The organism is Hyphomicrobiales bacterium, from assembly GCA_039973685.1.
Taxonomy (GTDB): Bacteria; Pseudomonadota; Alphaproteobacteria; order Rhizobiales; family JACESI01; genus JACESI01.
The window spans coordinates 19,662-38,372 of sequence record JBDWKL010000009.1 but is presented as its reverse complement, the minus strand read 5'-3'; the positions used below and the strand labels follow the sequence as shown (position 1 = coordinate 38,372).

23 protein-coding genes are annotated in these 18,711 nt (G+C 49.3%); 13 read left to right on the top strand and 10 right to left on the bottom strand.

What is annotated here, in order from left to right:
- From ABJO30_01480 to ABJO30_01435, 10 genes are all read left to right on the top strand, one after another.
- Positions 1-918: an ABC transporter permease subunit gene (locus ABJO30_01480; protein MEP3231480.1), complete on the top strand. Its 918-nt coding sequence runs from the start codon at positions 1-3 to the stop codon at positions 916-918.
- Positions 919-920: 2 nt separating this feature from the next.
- On the top strand, positions 921-1,745 hold the full coding sequence (locus ABJO30_01475; GenBank protein ID MEP3231479.1) for an ABC transporter permease subunit: 825 nt from the start codon (positions 921-923) through the stop codon (positions 1,743-1,745).
- 4 nt (positions 1,746-1,749) lie between these two features.
- Positions 1,750-2,436, top strand: a complete 687-nt coding sequence (locus ABJO30_01470; protein ID MEP3231478.1) for a type 1 glutamine amidotransferase — start codon at positions 1,750-1,752, stop codon at positions 2,434-2,436.
- Between the two features lie 65 nt (positions 2,437-2,501).
- A complete protein-coding gene (locus ABJO30_01465; GenBank protein MEP3231477.1) occupies positions 2,502-2,870 on the top strand; it encodes a hypothetical protein in 369 nt (122 codons plus the stop codon).
- A 44-nt stretch (positions 2,871-2,914) separates the two neighbouring features.
- Complete coding sequence (locus tag ABJO30_01460) at positions 2,915-3,619, top strand: ABC transporter permease (GenBank protein MEP3231476.1); 705 nt, start codon at positions 2,915-2,917, stop codon at positions 3,617-3,619.
- Complete coding sequence (locus ABJO30_01455; GenBank protein ID MEP3231475.1) at positions 3,613-4,329, top strand: ATP-binding cassette domain-containing protein; 717 nt, start codon at positions 3,613-3,615, stop codon at positions 4,327-4,329. Before ABJO30_01460 ends, ABJO30_01455 begins: the two co-directional genes overlap by 7 nt.
- Positions 4,329-5,153, top strand: coding sequence for a substrate-binding domain-containing protein (locus ABJO30_01450; GenBank protein ID MEP3231474.1), 825 nt, complete (start codon positions 4,329-4,331; stop codon positions 5,151-5,153). The genes ABJO30_01455 and ABJO30_01450 overlap by 1 nt, the downstream gene beginning before the upstream one ends.
- Entirely contained in the window at positions 5,150-5,440 is a 291-nt protein-coding gene (locus ABJO30_01445) for a DUF3144 domain-containing protein (GenBank protein MEP3231473.1), read from the top strand. The genes ABJO30_01450 and ABJO30_01445 overlap by 4 nt, the downstream gene beginning before the upstream one ends.
- Positions 5,441-5,470: 30 nt before the next feature.
- Positions 5,471-5,911 carry a YqaA family protein gene (locus tag ABJO30_01440; GenBank protein MEP3231472.1) on the top strand — a complete coding sequence of 147 codons (441 nt, stop codon included), beginning with the start codon at positions 5,471-5,473 and terminating at the stop codon, positions 5,909-5,911.
- Positions 5,912-5,976: 65 nt separating this feature from the next.
- Positions 5,977-6,987 carry a Gfo/Idh/MocA family oxidoreductase gene (locus ABJO30_01435; protein ID MEP3231471.1) on the top strand — a complete coding sequence of 337 codons (1,011 nt, stop codon included), beginning with the start codon at positions 5,977-5,979 and terminating at the stop codon, positions 6,985-6,987.
- 403 nt (positions 6,988-7,390) lie between these two features.
- Here ABJO30_01435 and ABJO30_01430 read toward each other — a convergent pair whose 3' ends face one another.
- The gene (locus ABJO30_01430) at positions 7,391-8,080 is read right to left on the bottom strand and encodes a DUF3306 domain-containing protein (GenBank protein MEP3231470.1); all 690 of its coding nucleotides are present in this window, start codon (positions 8,078-8,080) and stop codon (positions 7,391-7,393) included.
- Positions 8,081-8,103: 23 nt separating this feature from the next.
- Positions 8,104-8,664, bottom strand: a complete 561-nt coding sequence (locus tag ABJO30_01425) for a DUF3305 domain-containing protein (GenBank protein MEP3231469.1) — start codon at positions 8,662-8,664, stop codon at positions 8,104-8,106.
- Positions 8,665-8,825: 161 nt separating this feature from the next.
- Between ABJO30_01425 and ABJO30_01420 the strand changes: the two genes are divergently transcribed.
- From ABJO30_01420 to ABJO30_01410, 3 genes are all read left to right on the top strand, one after another.
- Entirely contained in the window at positions 8,826-10,856 is a 2,031-nt protein-coding gene (locus tag ABJO30_01420) for a 4Fe-4S binding protein (GenBank protein MEP3231468.1), read from the top strand.
- A gap of 314 nt (positions 10,857-11,170) precedes the next feature.
- Positions 11,171-12,319, top strand: a complete 1,149-nt coding sequence (locus tag ABJO30_01415) for an alpha-hydroxy acid oxidase (GenBank protein ID MEP3231467.1) — start codon at positions 11,171-11,173, stop codon at positions 12,317-12,319.
- Positions 12,320-12,494: 175 nt separating this feature from the next.
- Positions 12,495-12,920 (top strand): desulfoferrodoxin family protein, encoded by a 426-nt coding sequence (locus ABJO30_01410; protein ID MEP3231466.1) that lies wholly within the window; start codon positions 12,495-12,497, stop codon positions 12,918-12,920.
- A 123-nt stretch (positions 12,921-13,043) separates the two neighbouring features.
- Here ABJO30_01410 and ABJO30_01405 read toward each other — a convergent pair whose 3' ends face one another.
- Genes ABJO30_01405 through ABJO30_01370 form a run of 8 tightly spaced genes read right to left on the bottom strand, consistent with a single transcriptional unit; the run spans position 13,044 to position 18,555 of the window.
- On the bottom strand, positions 13,044-13,379 hold the full coding sequence (locus ABJO30_01405) for a hypothetical protein (GenBank protein MEP3231465.1): 336 nt from the start codon (positions 13,377-13,379) through the stop codon (positions 13,044-13,046).
- A gap of 27 nt (positions 13,380-13,406) precedes the next feature.
- Complete coding sequence (locus ABJO30_01400) at positions 13,407-14,447, bottom strand: DUF6352 family protein (protein MEP3231464.1); 1,041 nt, start codon at positions 14,445-14,447, stop codon at positions 13,407-13,409.
- Positions 14,440-14,922 carry a DUF6505 family protein gene (locus tag ABJO30_01395; GenBank protein MEP3231463.1) on the bottom strand — a complete coding sequence of 161 codons (483 nt, stop codon included), beginning with the start codon at positions 14,920-14,922 and terminating at the stop codon, positions 14,440-14,442. Before ABJO30_01395 ends, ABJO30_01400 begins: the two co-directional genes overlap by 8 nt.
- Complete coding sequence (locus tag ABJO30_01390; protein MEP3231462.1) at positions 14,919-15,647, bottom strand: biotin/lipoate--protein ligase family protein; 729 nt, start codon at positions 15,645-15,647, stop codon at positions 14,919-14,921. Before ABJO30_01390 ends, ABJO30_01395 begins: the two co-directional genes overlap by 4 nt.
- Before the next feature lie 3 nt (positions 15,648-15,650).
- Positions 15,651-15,845, bottom strand: coding sequence for a DUF6494 family protein (locus tag ABJO30_01385; GenBank protein MEP3231461.1), 195 nt, complete (start codon positions 15,843-15,845; stop codon positions 15,651-15,653).
- 25 nt (positions 15,846-15,870) lie between these two features.
- Positions 15,871-16,008, bottom strand: coding sequence for a hypothetical protein (locus tag ABJO30_01380; GenBank protein MEP3231460.1), 138 nt, complete (start codon positions 16,006-16,008; stop codon positions 15,871-15,873).
- Entirely contained in the window at positions 16,005-17,441 is a 1,437-nt protein-coding gene (locus ABJO30_01375; protein ID MEP3231459.1) for a c-type cytochrome, read from the bottom strand. Before ABJO30_01375 ends, ABJO30_01380 begins: the two co-directional genes overlap by 4 nt.
- Positions 17,404-18,555, bottom strand: coding sequence for a formate dehydrogenase subunit gamma (locus ABJO30_01370; protein ID MEP3231458.1), 1,152 nt, complete (start codon positions 18,553-18,555; stop codon positions 17,404-17,406). Before ABJO30_01370 ends, ABJO30_01375 begins: the two co-directional genes overlap by 38 nt.
- Between the last annotated feature and the right edge of the window lie 156 nt (positions 18,556-18,711).

The window sequence follows — 18,711 nt, the reverse complement described above, 5'->3', positions numbered from 1 at the left end:
ATGGCTGATGATGCTGGAACGGCAAGACTGGGGCGAGGGCGGTTCATCCCGTCAGGCCGCACTCTGGTTGTCTTGGTGCCGCTCATCTGGTTGTTCGTCTTTTTCATCTTACCGCTGTTTCTTGTTCTGAAAATTTCTGTCTCAGAGGCAGCGCTTGCGCGGCCTCCCTATCTCCCATTGTTTGAATGGTCCGATGATAATTTCCTGAAATTCACCCTCAATTTTGGCAACTACGCTTATCTGATCGAGGACAGCCTTTATTATAAAGCCTATCTTGAGAGCGTAACGATTGCTTTCTTCTCCACGCTCATCTGCCTGTTGATCGGCTACCCGATGGCCTATTATATCGCGAAGCAAGAGGGGGCTTTTCGGGCGATCTTGTTGCTGATGATCATCTTGCCTTTTTGGACGTCATTCCTGCTGCGGGTTTATGCGTGGATCGGAATTTTAAAGCCGAAGGGTATTTTGAGTTCAGCGCTTTTGTCCCTTGGTATCATCGATGAACCTTTGCAGCTTTTGCAAACCGATTTTGCGACGTATCTCGGCATCGTCTACACCTACCTACCGTTCATGATTTTGCCGCTTTATGCGAACCTTGCAAAACTCGATGGCACCTTGTTGGAAGCCGCTGCCGATCTTGGGTCGCGACCTGTTAAGGCGTTTCTCACGGTAACGCTTCCTCTGTCCATCCCGGGCATCATGGCAGGCTCGCTGCTTGTGTTTATTCCCGCCGTTGGTGAGTTTGTTATTCCAGCGCTCCTTGGTGGACCAGATACATTGATGATTGGCCGTGTCTTGTGGGATGAATTCTTCTCCAACCGCGATTGGCCTGTTGCTTCTGCCGTGGCTGTTGTGATGCTGCTCCTCATTGTGTTGCCAACGATGTTCCTTCGCGCACAACAAAAAGAGGAGGCATAGCGATGCAACGTCGATCTAGTTCCCTCCTCATTGCAGTCACACTGGGTTTTGCGTTTTTATATGGGCCGATTGTGTGGCTTGTTGTTTACTCATTTAATGAATCGCGCCTTGCAACAGTCTGGTCTGGTTTTTCAGTGAAATGGTATGGGGCGTTGCTGGAGAATGAGCAGATACTCAATGCTGCCTATCTTTCCTTGGAAATCGCCTTCATCAGCGCAAGCCTTGCTCTCGTGCTTGGAACATTGGCAGCCTTCGCACTCGTTCGTTTCAAAAAGTTTCGCGGGCGCTTGACCTTGTCAGGTGCGGTGACCGCACCGCTCGTTATGCCAGAAGTGATTACGGGCCTCTCATTGCTCTTGCTTTTCATCGCGATGGAAGCCGCATTTGGCTGGCCCGCAGGACGCGGTAAATCGACGATCATCATCGCTCACACCACCTTCGCCATGGCCTATATTGCGGTTGTTGTGCAATCACGTTTGGTGTCGGTTGACCGTTCCATCGAAGAAGCCGCGATGGATCTTGGCGCACGACCAGCAAGAGTGTTTTGGGATATAACATTGCCAACCATTATGCCTGCCATGATATCTGGTTGGTTGCTCGCTTTCACCCTATCGCTCGATGATCTGGTTATTGCAAGTTTCGTTTCTGGCCCTTCTTCGTCCACTTTGCCAATTGTAATCTTCTCAAAGGTTCGCCTTGGTGTTACACCCGAAATCAACGCGGTTGCAACGCTGCTCATTGGTGCCGTAGCGCTTGGCGTTATTGTTGCTGGTGTGTTGATGTGGCGGCAAGAAAAACGATTGAAATTGGCTCAAAGTCAGGCTTAGACGCATGAAAAAAATTGGTATCCTAATAACAGGCCACGTGCGTGAAGAACTCGTCGAGGCCTATGGCGAGTATGGCGGTTTTTTCGAACGGCTGATTGGCTCTGACGGATTCGAATTTCAAGACTATTTTGTCGTTGATCAAAAGTTCCCCTCAAACGTCAATGAATGCGATGCCTATGTCCTAAGCGGATCAGCGCATGGTGCCTATGAAGATCATGCTTTCATTCCAGCTTTAGAAGAGTTTATTCGCGACGCCTATGCTGCGAATGTTCCGCTTGTGGGTATTTGCTTCGGGCATCAGGTAATGGCGCAAGCACTCGGTGGCAAGGTGGTGAAGTTTGACGGCGGATGGGGGCTTGGCGTTCATGATTATGAGATTGATCTCGGTAATGGACCAGAACCAATCCGCATTAATGCTGTGCACCAAGACCAAGTGGTTGAACTACCAAACGATGCAAAAGTGATCGGGTCGTCGCCGTTTTGCGAAAATGCGGCAATTAGCTACCAAGGCAAAGCAATCAGCTTCCAACCACACCCAGAATTTAATGCCGATTTCATGAGTGATCTCATTGAGGTTCGTCGCGGTTTGACTTTTAGTGATGAGCTATCAAATGACGCGATCGAAACCCTTAGCACCTCGGTCGATAACGACCGCATTGCTGCCTATATTCGCGACTTTTTGAAAGCTTAAACAGAGATACTTGCAAATTCCTCGTTCTCACTTAACCTGTGTCCTATCAGCTGTTGGGAGGACAGATGAGGAAGTTGCGTTTCATACTACCTATATTCGCCTTGTTGGGTGCGACTACAGCTCATGCCAATGATGCTGAAATTGCGGCTGGTAAGAAGACCGCTGGCCAGCATTGCACGCGTTGCCATGTGGTGGGAGACATCAATCCCAAGGGCGGTATTTCGTCGACACCGTCGTTTCAACTCATGGTCAATGAGCTGGATGATTGGCGCGAGCGCTTCCAAACCTTCCACGTGCGCAGGCCGCATCCTTCTGTGGTGCGGATTGAAGGTTTTGATTATCCTCAAGATCCTCCAACAACAGTGCTTATCTTTTTGACAATTGATGATATTGATCCCTTAGTCGCTTACGCTGAAACATTGAAGAAAGACTAGATCAAGCACGATGAACTACGGCGTAACTCTTCGGACTAAACGACATGGCTGACATCATTGCAGCACTCAGTCACGCATTCTGGCTTTTGGTCAGTTTCGATGCGGATTTAATGGAAATCGTCTGGCGCTCCCTGCAAGTGACAATTACTGCTGTGGTGATCGCGTCTTTAATCGGTCTTCCCTTTGGTGCGTGGATTGCTGTGCGCCGCTTTCGCTTTCGCCGCTATGTCATTGCCATCATCAACGCTTTCATGGGCTTGCCGCCGGTTGTTGTAGGCCTCGTGGTTTATATCTTGCTGTCGCGCTCTGGTCCGTTTGGTGTGTTGGACTTATTGTTCACCCCAACAGCAATGGTGATTGCTCAGGTTATCATTATTCTTCCGATCCTCATTTCAATCACTCACCAATCCATCCGCGATCTATGGGCGAATTATCATGATTTGCTGATCTCCATCGGCACAAGCCGTTGGCAGCGCGTAATCACCTTATTGTTTGATGCCCGTCGCGCTTTGCTAACAGCAGTGCTTGCAGGCTTTGGGCGGGCAATTGGTGAGGTTGGTGCGATTATGATTGTTGGCGGTAACATTGATCATGTAACTCGCGTGCTCACGACCGCTATCGCGCTTGAAACAGGGAAGGGCGATTTCTCGCTCGCCTTAGCGCTGGGCATCGTCTTGATCATGATCGCTGTCGTGCTGAACCTTTTGATCCACACTGTCTCTAAAACAGAACGGGAGGGAACATGGTGAGCACACTCCTTCCCATCCGCCTTGAAGAGGCTGTCGTTTCAAAACGCTCGAAAGTTTTGGTTGGGCCTGTTTCCACCACCATTGATGCTGGCGGGCCGACAATGATCATCGGTCCTAATGGCGCTGGTAAGACGACCTTGCTACGGCTTATCCATGGGCTGGAAAGAGCACGACAAGGGCGTGTGGCTTTTGCCGTCGATGATATTCAGCAGGTGCGTAGCAAGCAGAGTTTCGTGTTTCAAAAACCAATCATGCTGAGGCGTTCGGCTTTAGATAATGTGATCTACCCGCTGTCGCTTCGCGGTGTTGCGCGTGATGAAGCGAGACAAAGCGCTCTGGCGATGATTGAACGAGTTGGCTTGAAGGGCAGCGAGACAACACGGGCGACGTTTCTTTCTGGCGGCGAAGCACAAAAGCTCGCCATTGCCCGCGCCTTGGTGACGAAGCCTGATCTGCTCTTGCTCGACGAACCGACGGCCAGCCTTGATGCACAGGCAATGCGCGATATTGAAGCGTTGATCCAGCAAGCTGTTCTTGATGGTGTTGAAATTATCATGACCACCCATGATATGGGGCAAGCCAGACGATTGGCGAAGAATATTATTTTCCTACATGAGGCTCGACTGCTTGAAAATACTGAGGCAAACTCCTTCTGGAAGAAACCGCAAAGCGATGAAGCGCGACGGTTTGTTGAAGGAGAAATTGTGTAATGCGTATGCTTGCTTGGGTGTTGTCGCTCAGCTTCTTTTGGATGAGTTCTTTTGCAAACGCAGCTGACACGATGCGCCTTGCTGTAACGACATCTTTTCATAATTCTGGCCTGTCAGATGTGCTTCTACCTGCGATCAAGAAAGACACGGGGCTTGACGTGCATCTGCTTGTGGTTGGCACAGGACAAGCCTTGAAGCTTGGCCGCCAAGGTGATGTGGATGCGGTTCTGGTTCATTCTAAAAAGGCTGAAGAGCTTTTCATTGAAGAAGGTTTTGGAACGCGCCGCACCGAGATTATGTACAATGATTTCGTCTTCATCGGACCAAAGGACGATCCGGCGAAACTAGCTGATGGCAAAAACGCCCATACAGCCCTCAAGAATATCGCGACCACAAAATCACCCTTCGTCTCTCGCGGCGATGAAAGCGGTACCCACAAACGTGAAATCTCACTTTGGAAAGCGGCAGGCTTTGATACTGCGGCTCATGATAGTTCCTGGTACCGCGAAGTTGGTGCTGGAATGGGGGCGGCGCTGAACATTGCAAGCGGCATGAACGCCTATATTCTGGCCGACCGTGCGTCGTGGCTGAACTTCAAAAACAAAGGCAACCTAGCTTTGTTGAATTGGGGTGATCCGAAATTATTCAACCAATATGCTTTGTTGACGCTGAACGCTGAGAAACACCCTCACATCAAATCAAGCTTGGCCAAGAAGTTGGAAGCATGGTTGGTAAGTGAGAAAGCACAAAAGCTAATCGGCACCTATCAAATTGACGGGCAGACCTTGTTTGTCCCAAACGCTAAAAAAGTGGATGCATCATGAAAGATGACGGAAATCGCGAAGAGCGTCGTGCGGCCCGTGCTGAGGGTACACTCGATACGGCTGCCTTTTTAAAGGTTGCTGATGGCTTCATTGATGTCGCCAATCGGCAAAACCAAAAGGTCAAAGCGACGGATCTTCACATGGCATTTCTTTATGCCGCCTCGCGATACAACGCTCATGTTGGCAAGAACATTGTTGAGGTTGATGATCAAGAAGCATACGTGAATGAGATGATGAAAACCTATGGTGAAATGCTTCGAAATCATCTCGCCGATCCAAACGTTTAATCTTTTGAAGCCTGCCGTGGCAATTTTTTCATGAGTGATATTGCCGTTTATGCAGGCTTATTCTCGGTCGCGTTCCTTGCCGCCACGATTTTACCTGCTCAGTCAGAACTTGGTCTTGCTGCCCTTATAATAGGGGGTGATTATTCTGTGAGTCTGCTGATATTGGCCGCAGGCCTTGGCAACACGCTTGGTGCTATCGTCAATTGGGTGCTGGGACGCGGCTTTGAACGTTTTCACGATCGAAAATGGTTTCCCGTGTCGGTTGAAGGCATGGAGCGGGCGAGCGGTTGGTATCGCAAATATGGGCGCTGGAGCTTACTGTTAAGCTGGGTGCCTGTTATCGGCGATCCTTTGACCGTGGTTGCTGGTTTCTTGCGAGAACCGCTTTGGAGCTTTGTTGCTTTGGTCGCAATTGCCAAATTCGCTCGATACCTATTGGTTGCAGCACTCGCTCTTCAATGGGTTGGCTAGTGTCTTTTGTGGCGAACAGGTAAGTTTGAAATAATAAGGCCGCTTAGAAAATAGGATCAGTGGGTGTGATAAAGGTTGCATGTGTTGGCGCTGGGTATTTTAGCCAATTTCACCATCAGGCATGGAAACGCATTGACGGCGTAGCCTTGGTTGCAGCCGTTGATCAAAATATTGATGCGGCGAAAGAGACAGGCCTTGCTGCCTATTCAGACATTAAAACGATGGTCAAAAACCATGCGCCTAATGTGGTCGATATCATCACCCCGCCTCATACGCATTATGAATTGATCCAAGAATGCGTAAGCGCTGGCGTTGATCTTCTGATTTGCCAAAAGCCTTTTTGTAGGTCGATTGAAGAAGCCGAACGGGCGGTGAACCTATGCGAAGAAGCAGGTATTCCGCTTATTATCCATGAGAACTTCCGCTTTCAACCTTGGTATCGTATCATGAAAGACGCGATGGATAAGGGGCAGGTGGGGGATGTTCATCAACTTACCTTCAAACTTCGCACAGGTGATGGCCAAGGGTGCGAGGCTTATCTTGATCGGCAGCCCTATTTCCAATCAATGGAAAAGTTCCTGATCCATGAAACAGGCGTTCATTGGGTTGATACATTTTGTTTTTTGATGGGGAAACCATCCAGCATTTACGCGGACCTTCGCCGTATGAATGACGATATTAAGGGCGAAGATGCTGGCTATTTCATCATGGAATTTGATGGTGGCAAACAGGCGCTTTTTGATGGTAATCGCCACCTTGACCACGCAAGCTGCAATTGCCGACAAACCTTTGGTGAATGTCAAATTGAGGGCACCAAAGGCACCTTGTCGCTTGATGGTGAGGGGGTGGTGCGGTTGCGAGCGTTTGGCGCGGTTGAAAGCACGGTGCTTTATCAAGGTCCAGAAACCAACGATGGGTTCGCTGGTGATTGCGTCTATACGCTGCAGCAACACGTCGTTGATGCATTTAAGGGTGCGGGCCGGTTTGAAAATACTGGCCGCGACTATCTCGCTATTTTAAAGCTCGTCGACGCGATTTATCAATCCAATGAGAGTGGACAGAAAGTCGTTCTTTGATTGCCGTTGGTTTCAAAATTTAGGCAAAAGAAAAAGCGGTATGACCGCTTTTATAGTATTTCCGGAGATTTGGCCCATTGCTTTGGCGGGGTCTTATTTTGACGTAGCGATAGAAGTCTCTAGCAACGCTTGTGATGTTGGGGCGTTATCAGCATAAGCCACACCTGCAACAAGAACGGCGGAAGCGAAAGCTGAGATCAAAAGTGTTTTCATAATCTACCTCAATGCAAAGTGAAATTTGGCGCCAATGGGCCTACTTCTCTTGTACTTAAGATGGACGCATCCTTTCACACATGCAAATCAAACAAGCGAAAGCAAAACCTCACCGTTAGTCACAGCAGCGTGATTGGTTGTTGGAGCGTTGATGTTGGATAATTTGTTTTAATAACAGACAGTTATAAGGCTAACTCTCGAACTGAAGTCTCTTGCGTAATGAGACGCGGGGGCGTTCTAGTGCCACTTCTTCTAGCTCAAAATCGCTCGCGAGTTGATCATCAGTCTCATTTTGAGCAAGCTCAACATTATCATTCGTGGTCAATTCAGGCTCAGTAACTTCGTCGTCTGCAGTCTCTTCTTGTTCGCTTGCGTCAGCTAAGTTGTCATCGCCTTCAGTATTTTCTAAGTCCGCTTCGAGGGCTTCATCAGAGGCAACTTCTTCTTCGACATCTTCTTTATCTTCGACAAAGTAACCTTTGCCAATTTGGTAAGCAGATTCGAATTTTTCCAAGATAAGCGATGGATCACCGAAATTCTCATCATAATCGCAAAGCCCGTCAATATTGGCGAGGACAGGATTGGAGCGCCATAAAAGCCGCATGGCTTTTTGTTTTAATAACGGTGGCACACCCTCTTTGAAGAACGTGGAATAATCAGAATCGTAGTCGAGCGCCTCAATATCAATTGCTTCTGCTGCTTCGCGGTTGGCGGTCAATTCAGCTAGACGCGCGGTTTCTTCTTCGGCGTTTTCAGGCTCTACCAGATCAACGGGCGGCGCTAAGTGTGGATCATCTTGAACAACATCATCACCTGCCGCTATGGCCCGTTTGCGGCCGGACCAACGTGAGAAAAAACCTTTGTCATCTTCTGTCGCCATGATTGATCCTGCAAATATCCTGATTAATGGCGGGTTGGTGAAGTGAAAATTGGCTGTTTGCCGAATTTCTGATCTTCAACATTCAATTTATCCCGACGTCGCTTTTTGAATGTTTCCTCAACATGGTGCTCATTGATGAAGGCTTTGATCCATTCCAAAATACTGTCAGGCATCGGGACTTTCTCGATCAAGTCTTCAGATGTATCCATATAATCTTGAGCGTCATAAGGGGAAGCGGTCACCACATGCACACTAACTGGCCGCTCTTCGCTCTCATCATCTTCGCGCATAACCACATAGAGGTGCGGGCTTTCGCTTTCGATGTTGATTTTAAAAGCTTCCGTCTCTTTGCGGTGAAGGGTGAGCGGCAAGGTTGCGATGTGAAAATGCTCAACACCTTCATGCTTGTGCAACGACACCCAATCATTGACAGGGCCAGCACCTGGTAACACGGACACAGGCCGCAAAATCCAATCACCCCAAGGGTGCGTGGATTTTCGTTTTTCTAAGACTATACCAAGGGGAATTGATAGTTCTCGCTTCGTTAGTACGTCTTCAATGTCTTCGGTTTGATGATCGCCCATCGGTTTCCTCCCGAATGTATGTAAAGTCTAGCCTCAAATGAACCCGCTTGTCATCCTAGAATTGACAGCACTCTGATTAAATTGAGTTTTTTGGCGCGCAATGTTTGCTAAACGGTCAAAGGCGTGGTTCTCTATCGCTTCAAACAGTTTGGGAGGACTGAATGGGCGAGACGTCGCGTATATTGGTTTGTAATTGCGAAAAAACTATGGAACTTGATGGGGCAGCACTTGGTGATGCTCTGGGTGTTGGAGACCTCAAGGTTCATTCAAATTTGTGTCGGCGTGACCTAAGCGCTTTTGAGCGCGAGGCAACTGGCGAGGGCGAATTGATTATCGCCTGTACGCAGGAAGCGCCTTTGTTCGGTGAGATCATCGAGGAAGAGGGGCTTCAAGCAACACCACGGTTCGTCAACATTCGCGAACGGGCAGGCTGGAGCACGGATGAAGCGTCAACGACGCCTAAGATTGCTGCCCTCATTAAAGAAGCACTTCATAACGCAGAACCACCGCGCCTTCGTACCATTCAATCAGATGGCTTGTGCCTTGTTTATGGTCGTGGTCAAGAAGCCTTGGAAGCAGCTAAGCTTTTATCGTCGCGCCTATCTGTCACACTAATCCTTACAGATGCCAGTGATGTGGTGTTGCCCCAAACACTCGATTTTGCGATTTACAAAGGCCGAATTAAATCGGTTGCAGGCGCATTCGGCGGGTTTAAAGTGATCGTTGATGACCACGCCGCCTTGGTGCCTTCATCGCGCCACGAGCCAAGCTTCATCATGGCAAAAGACGATGTCAATTCAACATGCAGCCTTATCCTTGATGTGAGTGGCGATACGCCTCTTATGGTGGGGCACGAAAAGCGTGATGGCTATGTGCATGTCGAGCCGACCGACCAAGCAGCCTTGATGCGGGCAGTCTTCGATCTAAGCGATATGGTTGGCGAGTTCGAAAAGCCGATCTATGTGGAGTATGACGCCAATATCTGTGCCCATTCGCGCAACCAAAAAACAGGCTGCTCTAACTGTCTGGATGTATGCCCTGCAGGTGCAATCACGCCTAATGGTGAGAATGTCGAGATTGACCCACTGGTTTGCGGTGGTTGTGGTTCTTGCCATTCGGTTTGTCCAACAGGCGCGATCTCCTATAATTTCCCGACCCGTCAAGATATGGTCACACGCTTGATGACATTGAGCGAAACCTACCATAGCGCGGGTGGCACAAAGCCTGTGCTTTTGGTGCATGATGATAGTTTTGGAACGCCAATCATTGACGCGATGGCTCGGTTCTCGCGTGGGCTTCCGGCGAACACATTGCCAATGGCTGTCCATTCACCAACTGTGTTTGGCCATACAGAAATGTTGGCAGCCTTGGTGGCAGGCTTCGGTGATATCGTGTTTTTATGTGATCCACAAAAGCAAGATGAATTGTCCGGTCTTAATCTTGAAATCGAACTTGTTGAAGCAATGCTTTCAGGCCTAGAGCTAGGTGGTTCGCTGCAGTGTTCAACTGAACCTGATCCTGAGCTTTTGGAAAACCTGCTCTATGATCTTGATGCGTGCGAACGTGCACCGCATAGTTTTGTAGCGAGCGGTGAGAAGCGCAGTCTTGCCCGCATGGCCGTTGCAAAACTTGCAGAAAGCTCAAACGTTGAAGGCCCAATCGCCTTGCCTGAGCAATCGCCTTATGGCCGTGTTGCGATGAATTTGGAAGCCTGCACTTTGTGTATGGCGTGCGTTTCCACCTGTCCGGCCAATGCGTTGATGGACACACCGGGCGAACCGAAATTGCGCTTTGTTGAACAAGCCTGCGTGCAATGTTCGTTATGCGTAAAGACCTGTCCTGAAAAAGCGCTCACTCTTGAACCGCAACTTGATTTTTCAGCCGCCGCCATGCAGCCGATCACCCTAAAGGAAGAAGAGCCTTTCGAGTGTATTCGATGCGGCACACCCTTCGCGACCAAATCAACCATCAACCGCATCTCTGACCAGCTAGCAGGCAAGCACTATATGTTCGCCGACGAAAGCCGTTCAGAGCTTATCAAAATGTGCGGTGATTGCCGCGTGGAAGCCCAAGCAGAAGCAGGCGGTGATCCGTTCACTGGAGGCGAGCGTCCTCGTATTCGTACGACGCAAGATTACATTGATAGCGAAGAGCAGGGGCTATCGATGGAAGACTTCCTGATCAAGCACTAAGACACATCAAAGAGGTGGGGTAAATTACCCCGCCTTTTATCTTTGCTTGCTTGTATTATTGAGAAGCGTTGGTCCGCGATCTCAACCCTTTTGATTTTATTGAGGGGGTGTTGGGCCGCATTAGCCGCATAACCTAAACAGATATTGGACGCTGTAGAGGCGTCTTCAGCCGAGTCTTGAACGATCGCTTCCGCTTTCGTGTGACCTCGTGGTTGTGAAAAACTAACCTATTTAATTATTGGTCTAGTTTATTTACCAATTTTAGCTTATAGGATATACCAATTATAATAATCGTCATTGAATAGGAGTTATCAATGGGTCTGGCGCAGTGTCACAATCACCATGATTTTAGAACCCTTGCGCGCAAGCGTCTGCCTGGGCCGATATTCAATTATATTGATGGCGGCTCTGATGATGAAGGCACGATGCGCCGTAATACATCTTCCTTCGACGATTGTGATTTGGTTCCAAATGTCCTTCGCGGTGTGAGTGATGTTGATCTATCAGTTGAGGTGATGGGGCAAAAACTCGATATGCCTGTCTATTGCTCGCCGACGGCTCTGCAACGATTATTCCATCACCAAGGCGAGCGCGCAGTTGCGGCGGCGGCTGAAAAACACGGCACCATGTTTGGCGTCTCCTCTCTTGGTACGGTGAGTATGGAAGAACTGCGTAAAAAGCACGCCAATCCACAAGTCTATCAATTCTATTTCCACAAAGATCGCGGCCTTAACTCAGCAATGATGCAGCGGGCGAAAGAGGCGGGCATTGAGGTGATGATGCTGACGGTGGATTCGATTACAGGCGGAAACCGTGAGCGTGATCTGCGCACTGGTTTTTCCATCCCCTTCCGCCTCACACTCGGCGGCCTTGCCCAGTTTGCAATGAAGCCTATGTGGGGCATCAACTACGTGACCCATGAGCGGTTCCGATTGCCGCAATTGGACGAACATGTCGACATGGGTGGTGGAGCAATGTCTATCGGGCGCTACTTCACCGATATGCTTGACCCATCAATGAATTGGGATGACGTTGCCAAAATGGTTGCAGAATGGGACGGACAATTTTGCCTTAAAGGTATTATGAGCGTTGAAGATGCAAAGCGTGCTGCAGACATTGGATGCACGGGCATTATCCTCTCAAATCATGGAGGGCGACAACTCGATGGATCACGCACGGCCTTTGATCAATTGAGTGAGATCGTCGACGCCGTTGGCGATAAGCTTGATGTGATTATCGACGGCGGTATCCAGCGTGGCACCCATGTTCTCAAAGCGCTTGCTCTAGGGGCGAAAGCCGTCGGTGTTGGGCGCTATTATCTTTATCCACTTGCAGCCGCCGGACAGCCTGGTGTGGATCGCGCCCTTGGCCTTATGCGTGCGGAATTGGAACGCGATATGCGGTTGATGGGGTGTTCTGAGGTTTCTGAATTGAACCAAAGCCATGTGAAGATAAGGCGATAGGTCGCATATTCGCTCAATGCATGGTTTGGCAATTTTGCTATTAGATGCCGTTTGTGTGGAGCAGATTATAACAACCTTTCAAAAGCACGTGAGAACAGGCTTCTTGCCCCTAGACAAGTTTTGATACCAGCCCACTATGGAATGAGGAGAAACCAAAACTAGGAGGATAATAAGGATGATTAATCGTCGAATTATTTTGAAGGCAGGACTTGTTGGTACTACTGCACCTGTCATCTTGAATACGATTAGTGCGCAAGCAGGAGAAAAGGCTGGTCTAAATGGCCCACTTGCTGGCACTGTCTTTTTTACATCTGAAAACCCAGGACGCTGGGCTGGAAAAGAAAAAGGGCACGCACCTACGATTGAACGCACGGCGTCAAATATTGAAATCGTAACGGGTCATGAAATGCGTGGCTTTGAACACTACATCGTCAAGCATCAATTGTTGGATGAAAATTTCCAGCTGGTCGATGAAAAGCTATTCGATCCAGACAAAGACGCACCAATTACTCAACACAGCCTCAAAGGCCAAAGCGGTCAACTTTATGCCCTGTCCATGTGTAACTTACACGATGTATGGATCACTGGCTTCAAGGTATAGGCCCCGTTTAATCGATAATAAAAGCCCCGATATCATGTCGGGGCTTTTTTGTTTATCAGCTTTGCAACTGTAACGTTTGATAGCCTTCTAAATGGCTGATCCAGCGCGTTTAAAATGGGCGTATTAAGATGGGTTCTGCACGTTACAAAGCGATGTTGCGCGTTGTGAGAAGGCTGCTGCCTGTTTTTCGCTGATCACGCCGTCTTCTTGCATTTGTGCTACATGGCCGAGGCGCTCGTCGAGGCAGGCGGCTAGTTCTGGGTTCGCTTCTGATACGCGCCCGCCGTTTGTTGCTTGCGAGGCTTGCACAGCGTTATCGTTTGACGATGAACTTCCAAGTGCCATCACTTCTTCATTCCAGTGGGTTACGATAAACCCGAGACAGACCACGCCGATCAAACCGATTATAAATCGCGCAGGTATGCCATGAAGGAACCGTTCGTCATTTGCCGTTGTCATTTGCTCTCTCCCTGTAGGCTGAGTGTCTCAGCTGTTCGCCTTTCGCACCGGTAGATTGGTCAAAAGGTTTTGTGGTTTTAATTTAACCTCATTATTGCTGTCCATCGCAAGCCCTAGATAAACGGGCTTATCGCCAAGGCGTTTATCTGCGTCGTTACGATTTAGAAATGTGAGGCTGAATAGTCCTGCGAGTTTCGTGGTCGTCGGGTCAAACTCGATCTCGCCTTGATAAAGCTTATTGAGATAATCATTGGCCGCAGCGTCCAGCCCAACATGCCAACGCCATGCATCATCCTTGATGGTTTGCATGGCCTGCACCCGCACGCGGATTTTGAAGAAGTGGCCGACCCACTTCTCAATCACCCGTGCAAAGGCGTCATTGGCGGGTTCTGTAAAGCGGAAATCGATCGCTGTATCGAAACGGTCAGAACGCTCTTTATAGGTGTCCTTGTTTTCCTCGCTTAAAATATCGAGCGACACATCGCGCAAGGGCGTTCCACTTTCTGCAATCAGCGCGCCCAATCCACCAAGACCACCGTCTTTCTGGCGCATGTCGAGGATTTCGCTGTCGGCAAACATCAGTTGGCCATCGTCAGTGGTGACTTTTTGATCGCGGAAGAAAAGTTCGGCAGCACGTAGCTGCATTGGATCGTGTGTGCCATCCATGACATTGCGCATGATCAGATGGGTCAGTTGATCAATGAAAATCGGCGGGATGGTGATGTTCTCACCGCTATTAAACAGCGCGCTATAAGCTGCTTCAATAGAACCGTGCTTGATGAGAAAATCACGATAGCCCAGAATGACGCGGTAGTTTTCTTGTGCCGCTGCATCTTTGATGGTGGCAATGTCTTCATCGCTGACCGTCATAAACGGATCACTCATCAAGGCTTCGAACACGCGGTGCTCATCCGCACAGGATTCGTCAATTGGGTGAATTTCTGGCCGCGTGTAATAAGCACGCAGCAAGTCGGCGGTGACTTCTAGCCAGCCATCGGCATTTTTGTTGACGAGATGAAAACCCGCTGATTTCCAGAAGTCTTGTGTGGTGTCAGCTTGATCATTCATCTTCGACGATCTCCCAAATCTTCGTGTGGATCGGCTCGGATGGTGGCGTAACGGTTCTAAATTCTTCGCGCATATCGCCGTTGTCATCAAAAAAACGACGGACAGTAAACACGGTGTTGATTGGGTGTTCCGCACATAGGGATTCAATGTACTCAATCTCGTGGCCAGCAACAGGCAAAGCGACATTGGTCGATGGTGCGCCATAGCTTTCATGAAAATGTTGAGCGAGCTTTTCGGTCAGTTCTGTTTTCTGATCAGCTTCAATCTCAGCCACTGTTGCAAAGGTTGCACGACCAAAATTTTCCAGTGACAGAAAGCCGTTTGAAAAAGCTTGTTTCAGTTTGCCCTTGATCTCATCTTCTTCAAGCCGTGAAAAAGCGAAGGCACCGGAAATTGCCCATTCGTCCGTACCAGCAGGATGCTCGTAAACGTTGCCGTCGGTCTGGTCAAAATGGATGGTCTTTAACATCTTCATGGCAGATGCGCCTCAAGGCTGGTGTTGAGCACATCGATGGCTTTTATCACAGCACTGCCACCTGCTTCTTTTTTCAAGATCAAATTGGCATGCTCATCTAACCCCAGAAAGCTCCCGTTCTCACCGCCAACTGAGAGGGCATGACCTTGTTCCATTCGGCCATCAAGTTGGGTGAGAATGGGCTGCATGCCTTCTTCTTCCCATGTGTGGATCCATGTCATGAAATGGCGGGCCATTGAATCGAGTACTTGAAGCGCGTCAAGATCGCCACAGCCTTCGTCCCATAAAGTGGTTTGGCTTTCATCAAGGCCTGGATCAATATTATCCGCTGTTGGTCGGACTTTGAGATTGATGGCGAGCACCATGAAAACGGGCGAACCGTCTTGGTCACGTTCGCTGAAGATCGCGTCAACTTTGCCAATCAAGGCGCCGTTTGCCAGCACCTTGTTGGGCCAATGATACGTGATGGCGATTTCTGGCGGTGCGATGGCACCCACCGCGTCACCAATGGCCACCATCTTGGTGAACACCATCGACAATGCTTCTTCGCGTGAAACCTCAGGTTCCAACACGATGGCGCAATCAAGGGTATCTTCATCGCGTACCCACAAAATGTCACCGGCGCTGTATTTACCTTTTACAGCACCGCCAACTGCTTTGCGGGCAGGGCTTTGATCGGCCTTTAATTCGTGGCCGCTCATCATGGGTGGGAATTGTGGGGTCATTAATCAGCCAAGCTCAATGTTGCCATCGACCACATGATTTAGGTCTGTGCCTTCTGCGGTGAGGACAACTTTCACTTTCAAATTTGATTGTCCAGCAAGATTGCTGTCGCGCACGATGCGTTCAATTTCTTGCTGTGATGTCACACCGACTTGCTTGAGAAATTTGCGCATCGACATGTTGAATGTTTCTTCTGACATAGTGTTCTTTCTTTGGGACCAAGCCCTAGTTACCCAACCGAACAGAACCGTTTTGCGAAACATGTGTTTCACCAGCGGTTTGGCTGAATGTTGCATTGAAGAGTGAGCCGCCAACAAAGGCGACGATGACCATAATGACGATACCGCCAATAATAGATTTCATTGTTTTGTATCTCCCTGTTTTACAGCACCCTGTGGTGCTGTTGCTTTCTTTAAAAACTCTACCAGTTCGTCGCGTCTTTCAATCGATTTTAATCGTTGAACAGGCATTTTTGTCCCAGGTATCATCACATCAGGCCCATCATCGAACAATTGTGCGATGGTTTTGGCATTCCAGATGATATTTGACGCGATAATAGCCTTTGAAAAAGTGTATCCGTCCAAGGTGCCAGCCTTGCGGCCAAAGACGTCATAGAGCGTCGGCCCCGCGCGGTTCGCGCCATCAGGCGTTAAAGTGTGACAGACAGAGCATTTTCGCTGAAACTCTAATTGGCCTTCGCTCTCAGCATTGGATAATTGAAAACGGCGCGGGAATTTGCTTTTGACAGGCTTCAGTTTTGCGCCTTTGCCAAGCGGGTGCCAGCTGGCAAAATCATCCAATCCCACCAGATAAAGCGCATCGTTGTTACCAGTGAAGGCAATGCCCCATATAGGGCCGAATGATCCTGCTGCGTCGCGTTTTTGGGTGAGGGTTGTCGTGTCATATAGGTTGACGAAACCAGCGCCATTGCCACTTGCCAAGGTCTTGCCATCTGGTGACAAGGTGAGGGCGAGGACGGGGCGGTCGAATTTTGAAAGCTCTTTTTTCAGCGTGCCCGTTTTTGCGTCGACAGCACTAACAGTGCCATCTAAGCCGCCGAAGAAGAGCGTGTTGTCAGGGGCTGCGGCAATGACGTTGATGCCCCAACCGTGGTTATAGACCTGATCGATAAGCGCACCATCATCAGAACGCCATGCCCGCACGGTGCCATCATATGAACCAGTGTAAACCGTTTTGCTGTCTGTTGAGAATGTGACAGAATTAACGTTGCCGCGATGGCCTTCAAGTTTCGCGATTTCTTTGCGCGCTTTTATATCAAACAAGCGGGCGGTGCCGTCCCAACGTGCAATTGCCGCCATCTTGCCATCTGGTGACGTGGCTGCATCGAGAACTTTGACCGGCGTGTCGGCCATCTTTTCTAAAAGTTCGCCCGTCTCACTGTTCCAAATAGCAAAGCTACCGTCATCTGATACGGAGACGATTTCGTTTGAGCCAGATACGAAGACGGCATCATTGACGGCAGCATCGTGGCCTGAAAGGCGGTGGCGTATTTTCGCGCCGTGGGGTGATAAATCCCAAACGATAATCCCATAATCAAATGAAGCGGTGAGGGCGGTTTTGCCGTCATCAGACACGGCAATGGAACGGATTGGTCCGCCGTGGCCTTCTAACTTGTCAGGAAATGGGTTGGCTTTTGCAACACTTGGTGCAAGCACAGTTAAAAGCGCGACAGCAAAGGCCGCGCTTTTAAATTTTAGTAACTGGTGATCCACAACGCCCATGACGCGATCACTCGTTTCATTCCGCCGCTTGGACTGCGCGGTCAGATTTTGCATCTTCTTCCTCAACCCAAAGGCTGTGGTGTTCAGACGCCCATGTGCGGTCAACATCACCTGTTGTCATGGCAGCAGCAGCGCCTTCCATACCGATGGAGCCGATATAGATGTGCGCGATGATGATGCAGGTCATGATAACTGACATGATGCCGTGCCATAGCTGAGCCAATTGCTGTTCTTGCAAGGGGGACAAAGCGGTTGGCAATTCGCTACCGAATATTGAATTCACGACGCCAAATGTGGAGGCGAAATGTTCGGTTGTGAAGGGGAACAAGAGTGTCCAACCAGAAAGTGACAAGGACAGACCGCCCAAGATCACCACCCAGAAAATCACCTTCTGTCCAGCATTGAATTTTTTAGCTGGTGGATGTCCACCGCCCAAAATGCCGCCCCCGCGCAGGAACCACATAAGGTCACGTGGGTGAGGGATGTTGTAGGCAATCCAGGCGATCGCAACCCAAATGAGAGCCAACATGAAGGAGAAGGCCACGTAATTGTGGATCAGTTTTCCAAATATGGTGATGGATGCAAAGGCTTCTTTGCCAATCAGCGGCAAGAGTAAGTCTTTACCGTAGACCAAGTTTAATCCCGTTAGCGCCAAAATGATAAAGCTTGAAGCAAGCAGCCAATGGCCGAGGCGTTCGATCAATTTGAAGCGTGAGATGGTTTCGCCAGTCGGGCCGCCATGTCCAATGCGGATGCGCCCTCGGATCGCGAAGAACAAACATAAAATGCCGATGGTTCCAAGAATGCCCCAAGCTGAATAGGTGGGGTAAGATCCGTTTTTAATGATCCGCCATTCTTGGCCGTTGGTTTGAATGGCAACACCAGCATTTGGGTCTTTGTTTTGGGTTGTAAGCTTTTCGCCACCCTTGAGTGCTCGCCATAATTCTGAATCTGACGTTGCACCAGAAGAGCCACCCGGCACATTGCCTGCCACAGGGCTTTCAGCTGTTTGCGCGTGGCTCATTGTGGGTGCAAGCAAAAGCGCACCAATGAAAAGCACTGACGCCATTAGCCATAAAATAGCCATCCACTGGCCGACAGAACGCTGCTTCACGGCAGCACGCGGTGCACGGTTTTTGTGTGTATTCAAATTGGTATCGTAAGGCACGGATACACTCCCTATTGCGTTGTCTTTTATTTTAAGACTGACGCTTGAAATCTTTTAAAGACGCGCTTTTTGCAGCGCTTGTCGATTTTAGCAAAAAGGCGGCTTTTCTGGAACGAAAAGCCGCCTCTTAGGTGTCAAATCAACAGCTTAAGCTCT

What these genes read in the sequence shown, in the direction of transcription:
- ABJO30_01480 (MEP3231480.1), top strand. Translation starts at nt 1, where the DNA reads ATGGCTGATGATGCTGGAACGGCAAGACTGGGGCGAGGGCGGTTCATC.
- ABJO30_01475 (MEP3231479.1), top strand. Translation starts at nt 921, where the DNA reads ATGCAACGTCGATCTAGTTCCCTCCTCATTGCAGTCACACTGGGTTTT.
- ABJO30_01470 (MEP3231478.1), top strand. Translation starts at nt 1,750, where the DNA reads ATGAAAAAAATTGGTATCCTAATAACAGGCCACGTGCGTGAAGAACTC.
- ABJO30_01465 (MEP3231477.1), top strand. Translation starts at nt 2,502, where the DNA reads ATGAGGAAGTTGCGTTTCATACTACCTATATTCGCCTTGTTGGGTGCG.
- ABJO30_01460 (MEP3231476.1), top strand. Translation starts at nt 2,915, where the DNA reads ATGGCTGACATCATTGCAGCACTCAGTCACGCATTCTGGCTTTTGGTC.
- ABJO30_01455 (MEP3231475.1), top strand. Translation starts at nt 3,613, where the DNA reads ATGGTGAGCACACTCCTTCCCATCCGCCTTGAAGAGGCTGTCGTTTCA.
- ABJO30_01450 (MEP3231474.1), top strand. Translation starts at nt 4,329, where the DNA reads ATGCGTATGCTTGCTTGGGTGTTGTCGCTCAGCTTCTTTTGGATGAGT.
- ABJO30_01445 (MEP3231473.1), top strand. Translation starts at nt 5,150, where the DNA reads ATGAAAGATGACGGAAATCGCGAAGAGCGTCGTGCGGCCCGTGCTGAG.
- ABJO30_01440 (MEP3231472.1), top strand. Translation starts at nt 5,471, where the DNA reads ATGAGTGATATTGCCGTTTATGCAGGCTTATTCTCGGTCGCGTTCCTT.
- ABJO30_01430 (MEP3231470.1), bottom strand. Translation starts at nt 8,080, where the DNA reads ATGGCGACAGAAGATGACAAAGGTTTTTTCTCACGTTGGTCCGGCCGC.
- ABJO30_01425 (MEP3231469.1), bottom strand. Translation starts at nt 8,664, where the DNA reads ATGGGCGATCATCAAACCGAAGACATTGAAGACGTACTAACGAAGCGA.
- ABJO30_01420 (MEP3231468.1), top strand. Translation starts at nt 8,826, where the DNA reads ATGGGCGAGACGTCGCGTATATTGGTTTGTAATTGCGAAAAAACTATG.
- ABJO30_01415 (MEP3231467.1), top strand. Translation starts at nt 11,171, where the DNA reads ATGGGTCTGGCGCAGTGTCACAATCACCATGATTTTAGAACCCTTGCG.
- ABJO30_01410 (MEP3231466.1), top strand. Translation starts at nt 12,495, where the DNA reads ATGATTAATCGTCGAATTATTTTGAAGGCAGGACTTGTTGGTACTACT.
- ABJO30_01405 (MEP3231465.1), bottom strand. Translation starts at nt 13,379, where the DNA reads ATGACAACGGCAAATGACGAACGGTTCCTTCATGGCATACCTGCGCGA.
- ABJO30_01400 (MEP3231464.1), bottom strand. Translation starts at nt 14,447, where the DNA reads ATGAATGATCAAGCTGACACCACACAAGACTTCTGGAAATCAGCGGGT.
- ABJO30_01395 (MEP3231463.1), bottom strand. Translation starts at nt 14,922, where the DNA reads ATGAAGATGTTAAAGACCATCCATTTTGACCAGACCGACGGCAACGTT.
- ABJO30_01390 (MEP3231462.1), bottom strand. Translation starts at nt 15,647, where the DNA reads ATGACCCCACAATTCCCACCCATGATGAGCGGCCACGAATTAAAGGCC.
- ABJO30_01385 (MEP3231461.1), bottom strand. Translation starts at nt 15,845, where the DNA reads ATGTCAGAAGAAACATTCAACATGTCGATGCGCAAATTTCTCAAGCAA.
- ABJO30_01380 (MEP3231460.1), bottom strand. Translation starts at nt 16,008, where the DNA reads ATGAAATCTATTATTGGCGGTATCGTCATTATGGTCATCGTCGCCTTT.
- ABJO30_01375 (MEP3231459.1), bottom strand. Translation starts at nt 17,441, where the DNA reads ATGCAAAATCTGACCGCGCAGTCCAAGCGGCGGAATGAAACGAGTGAT.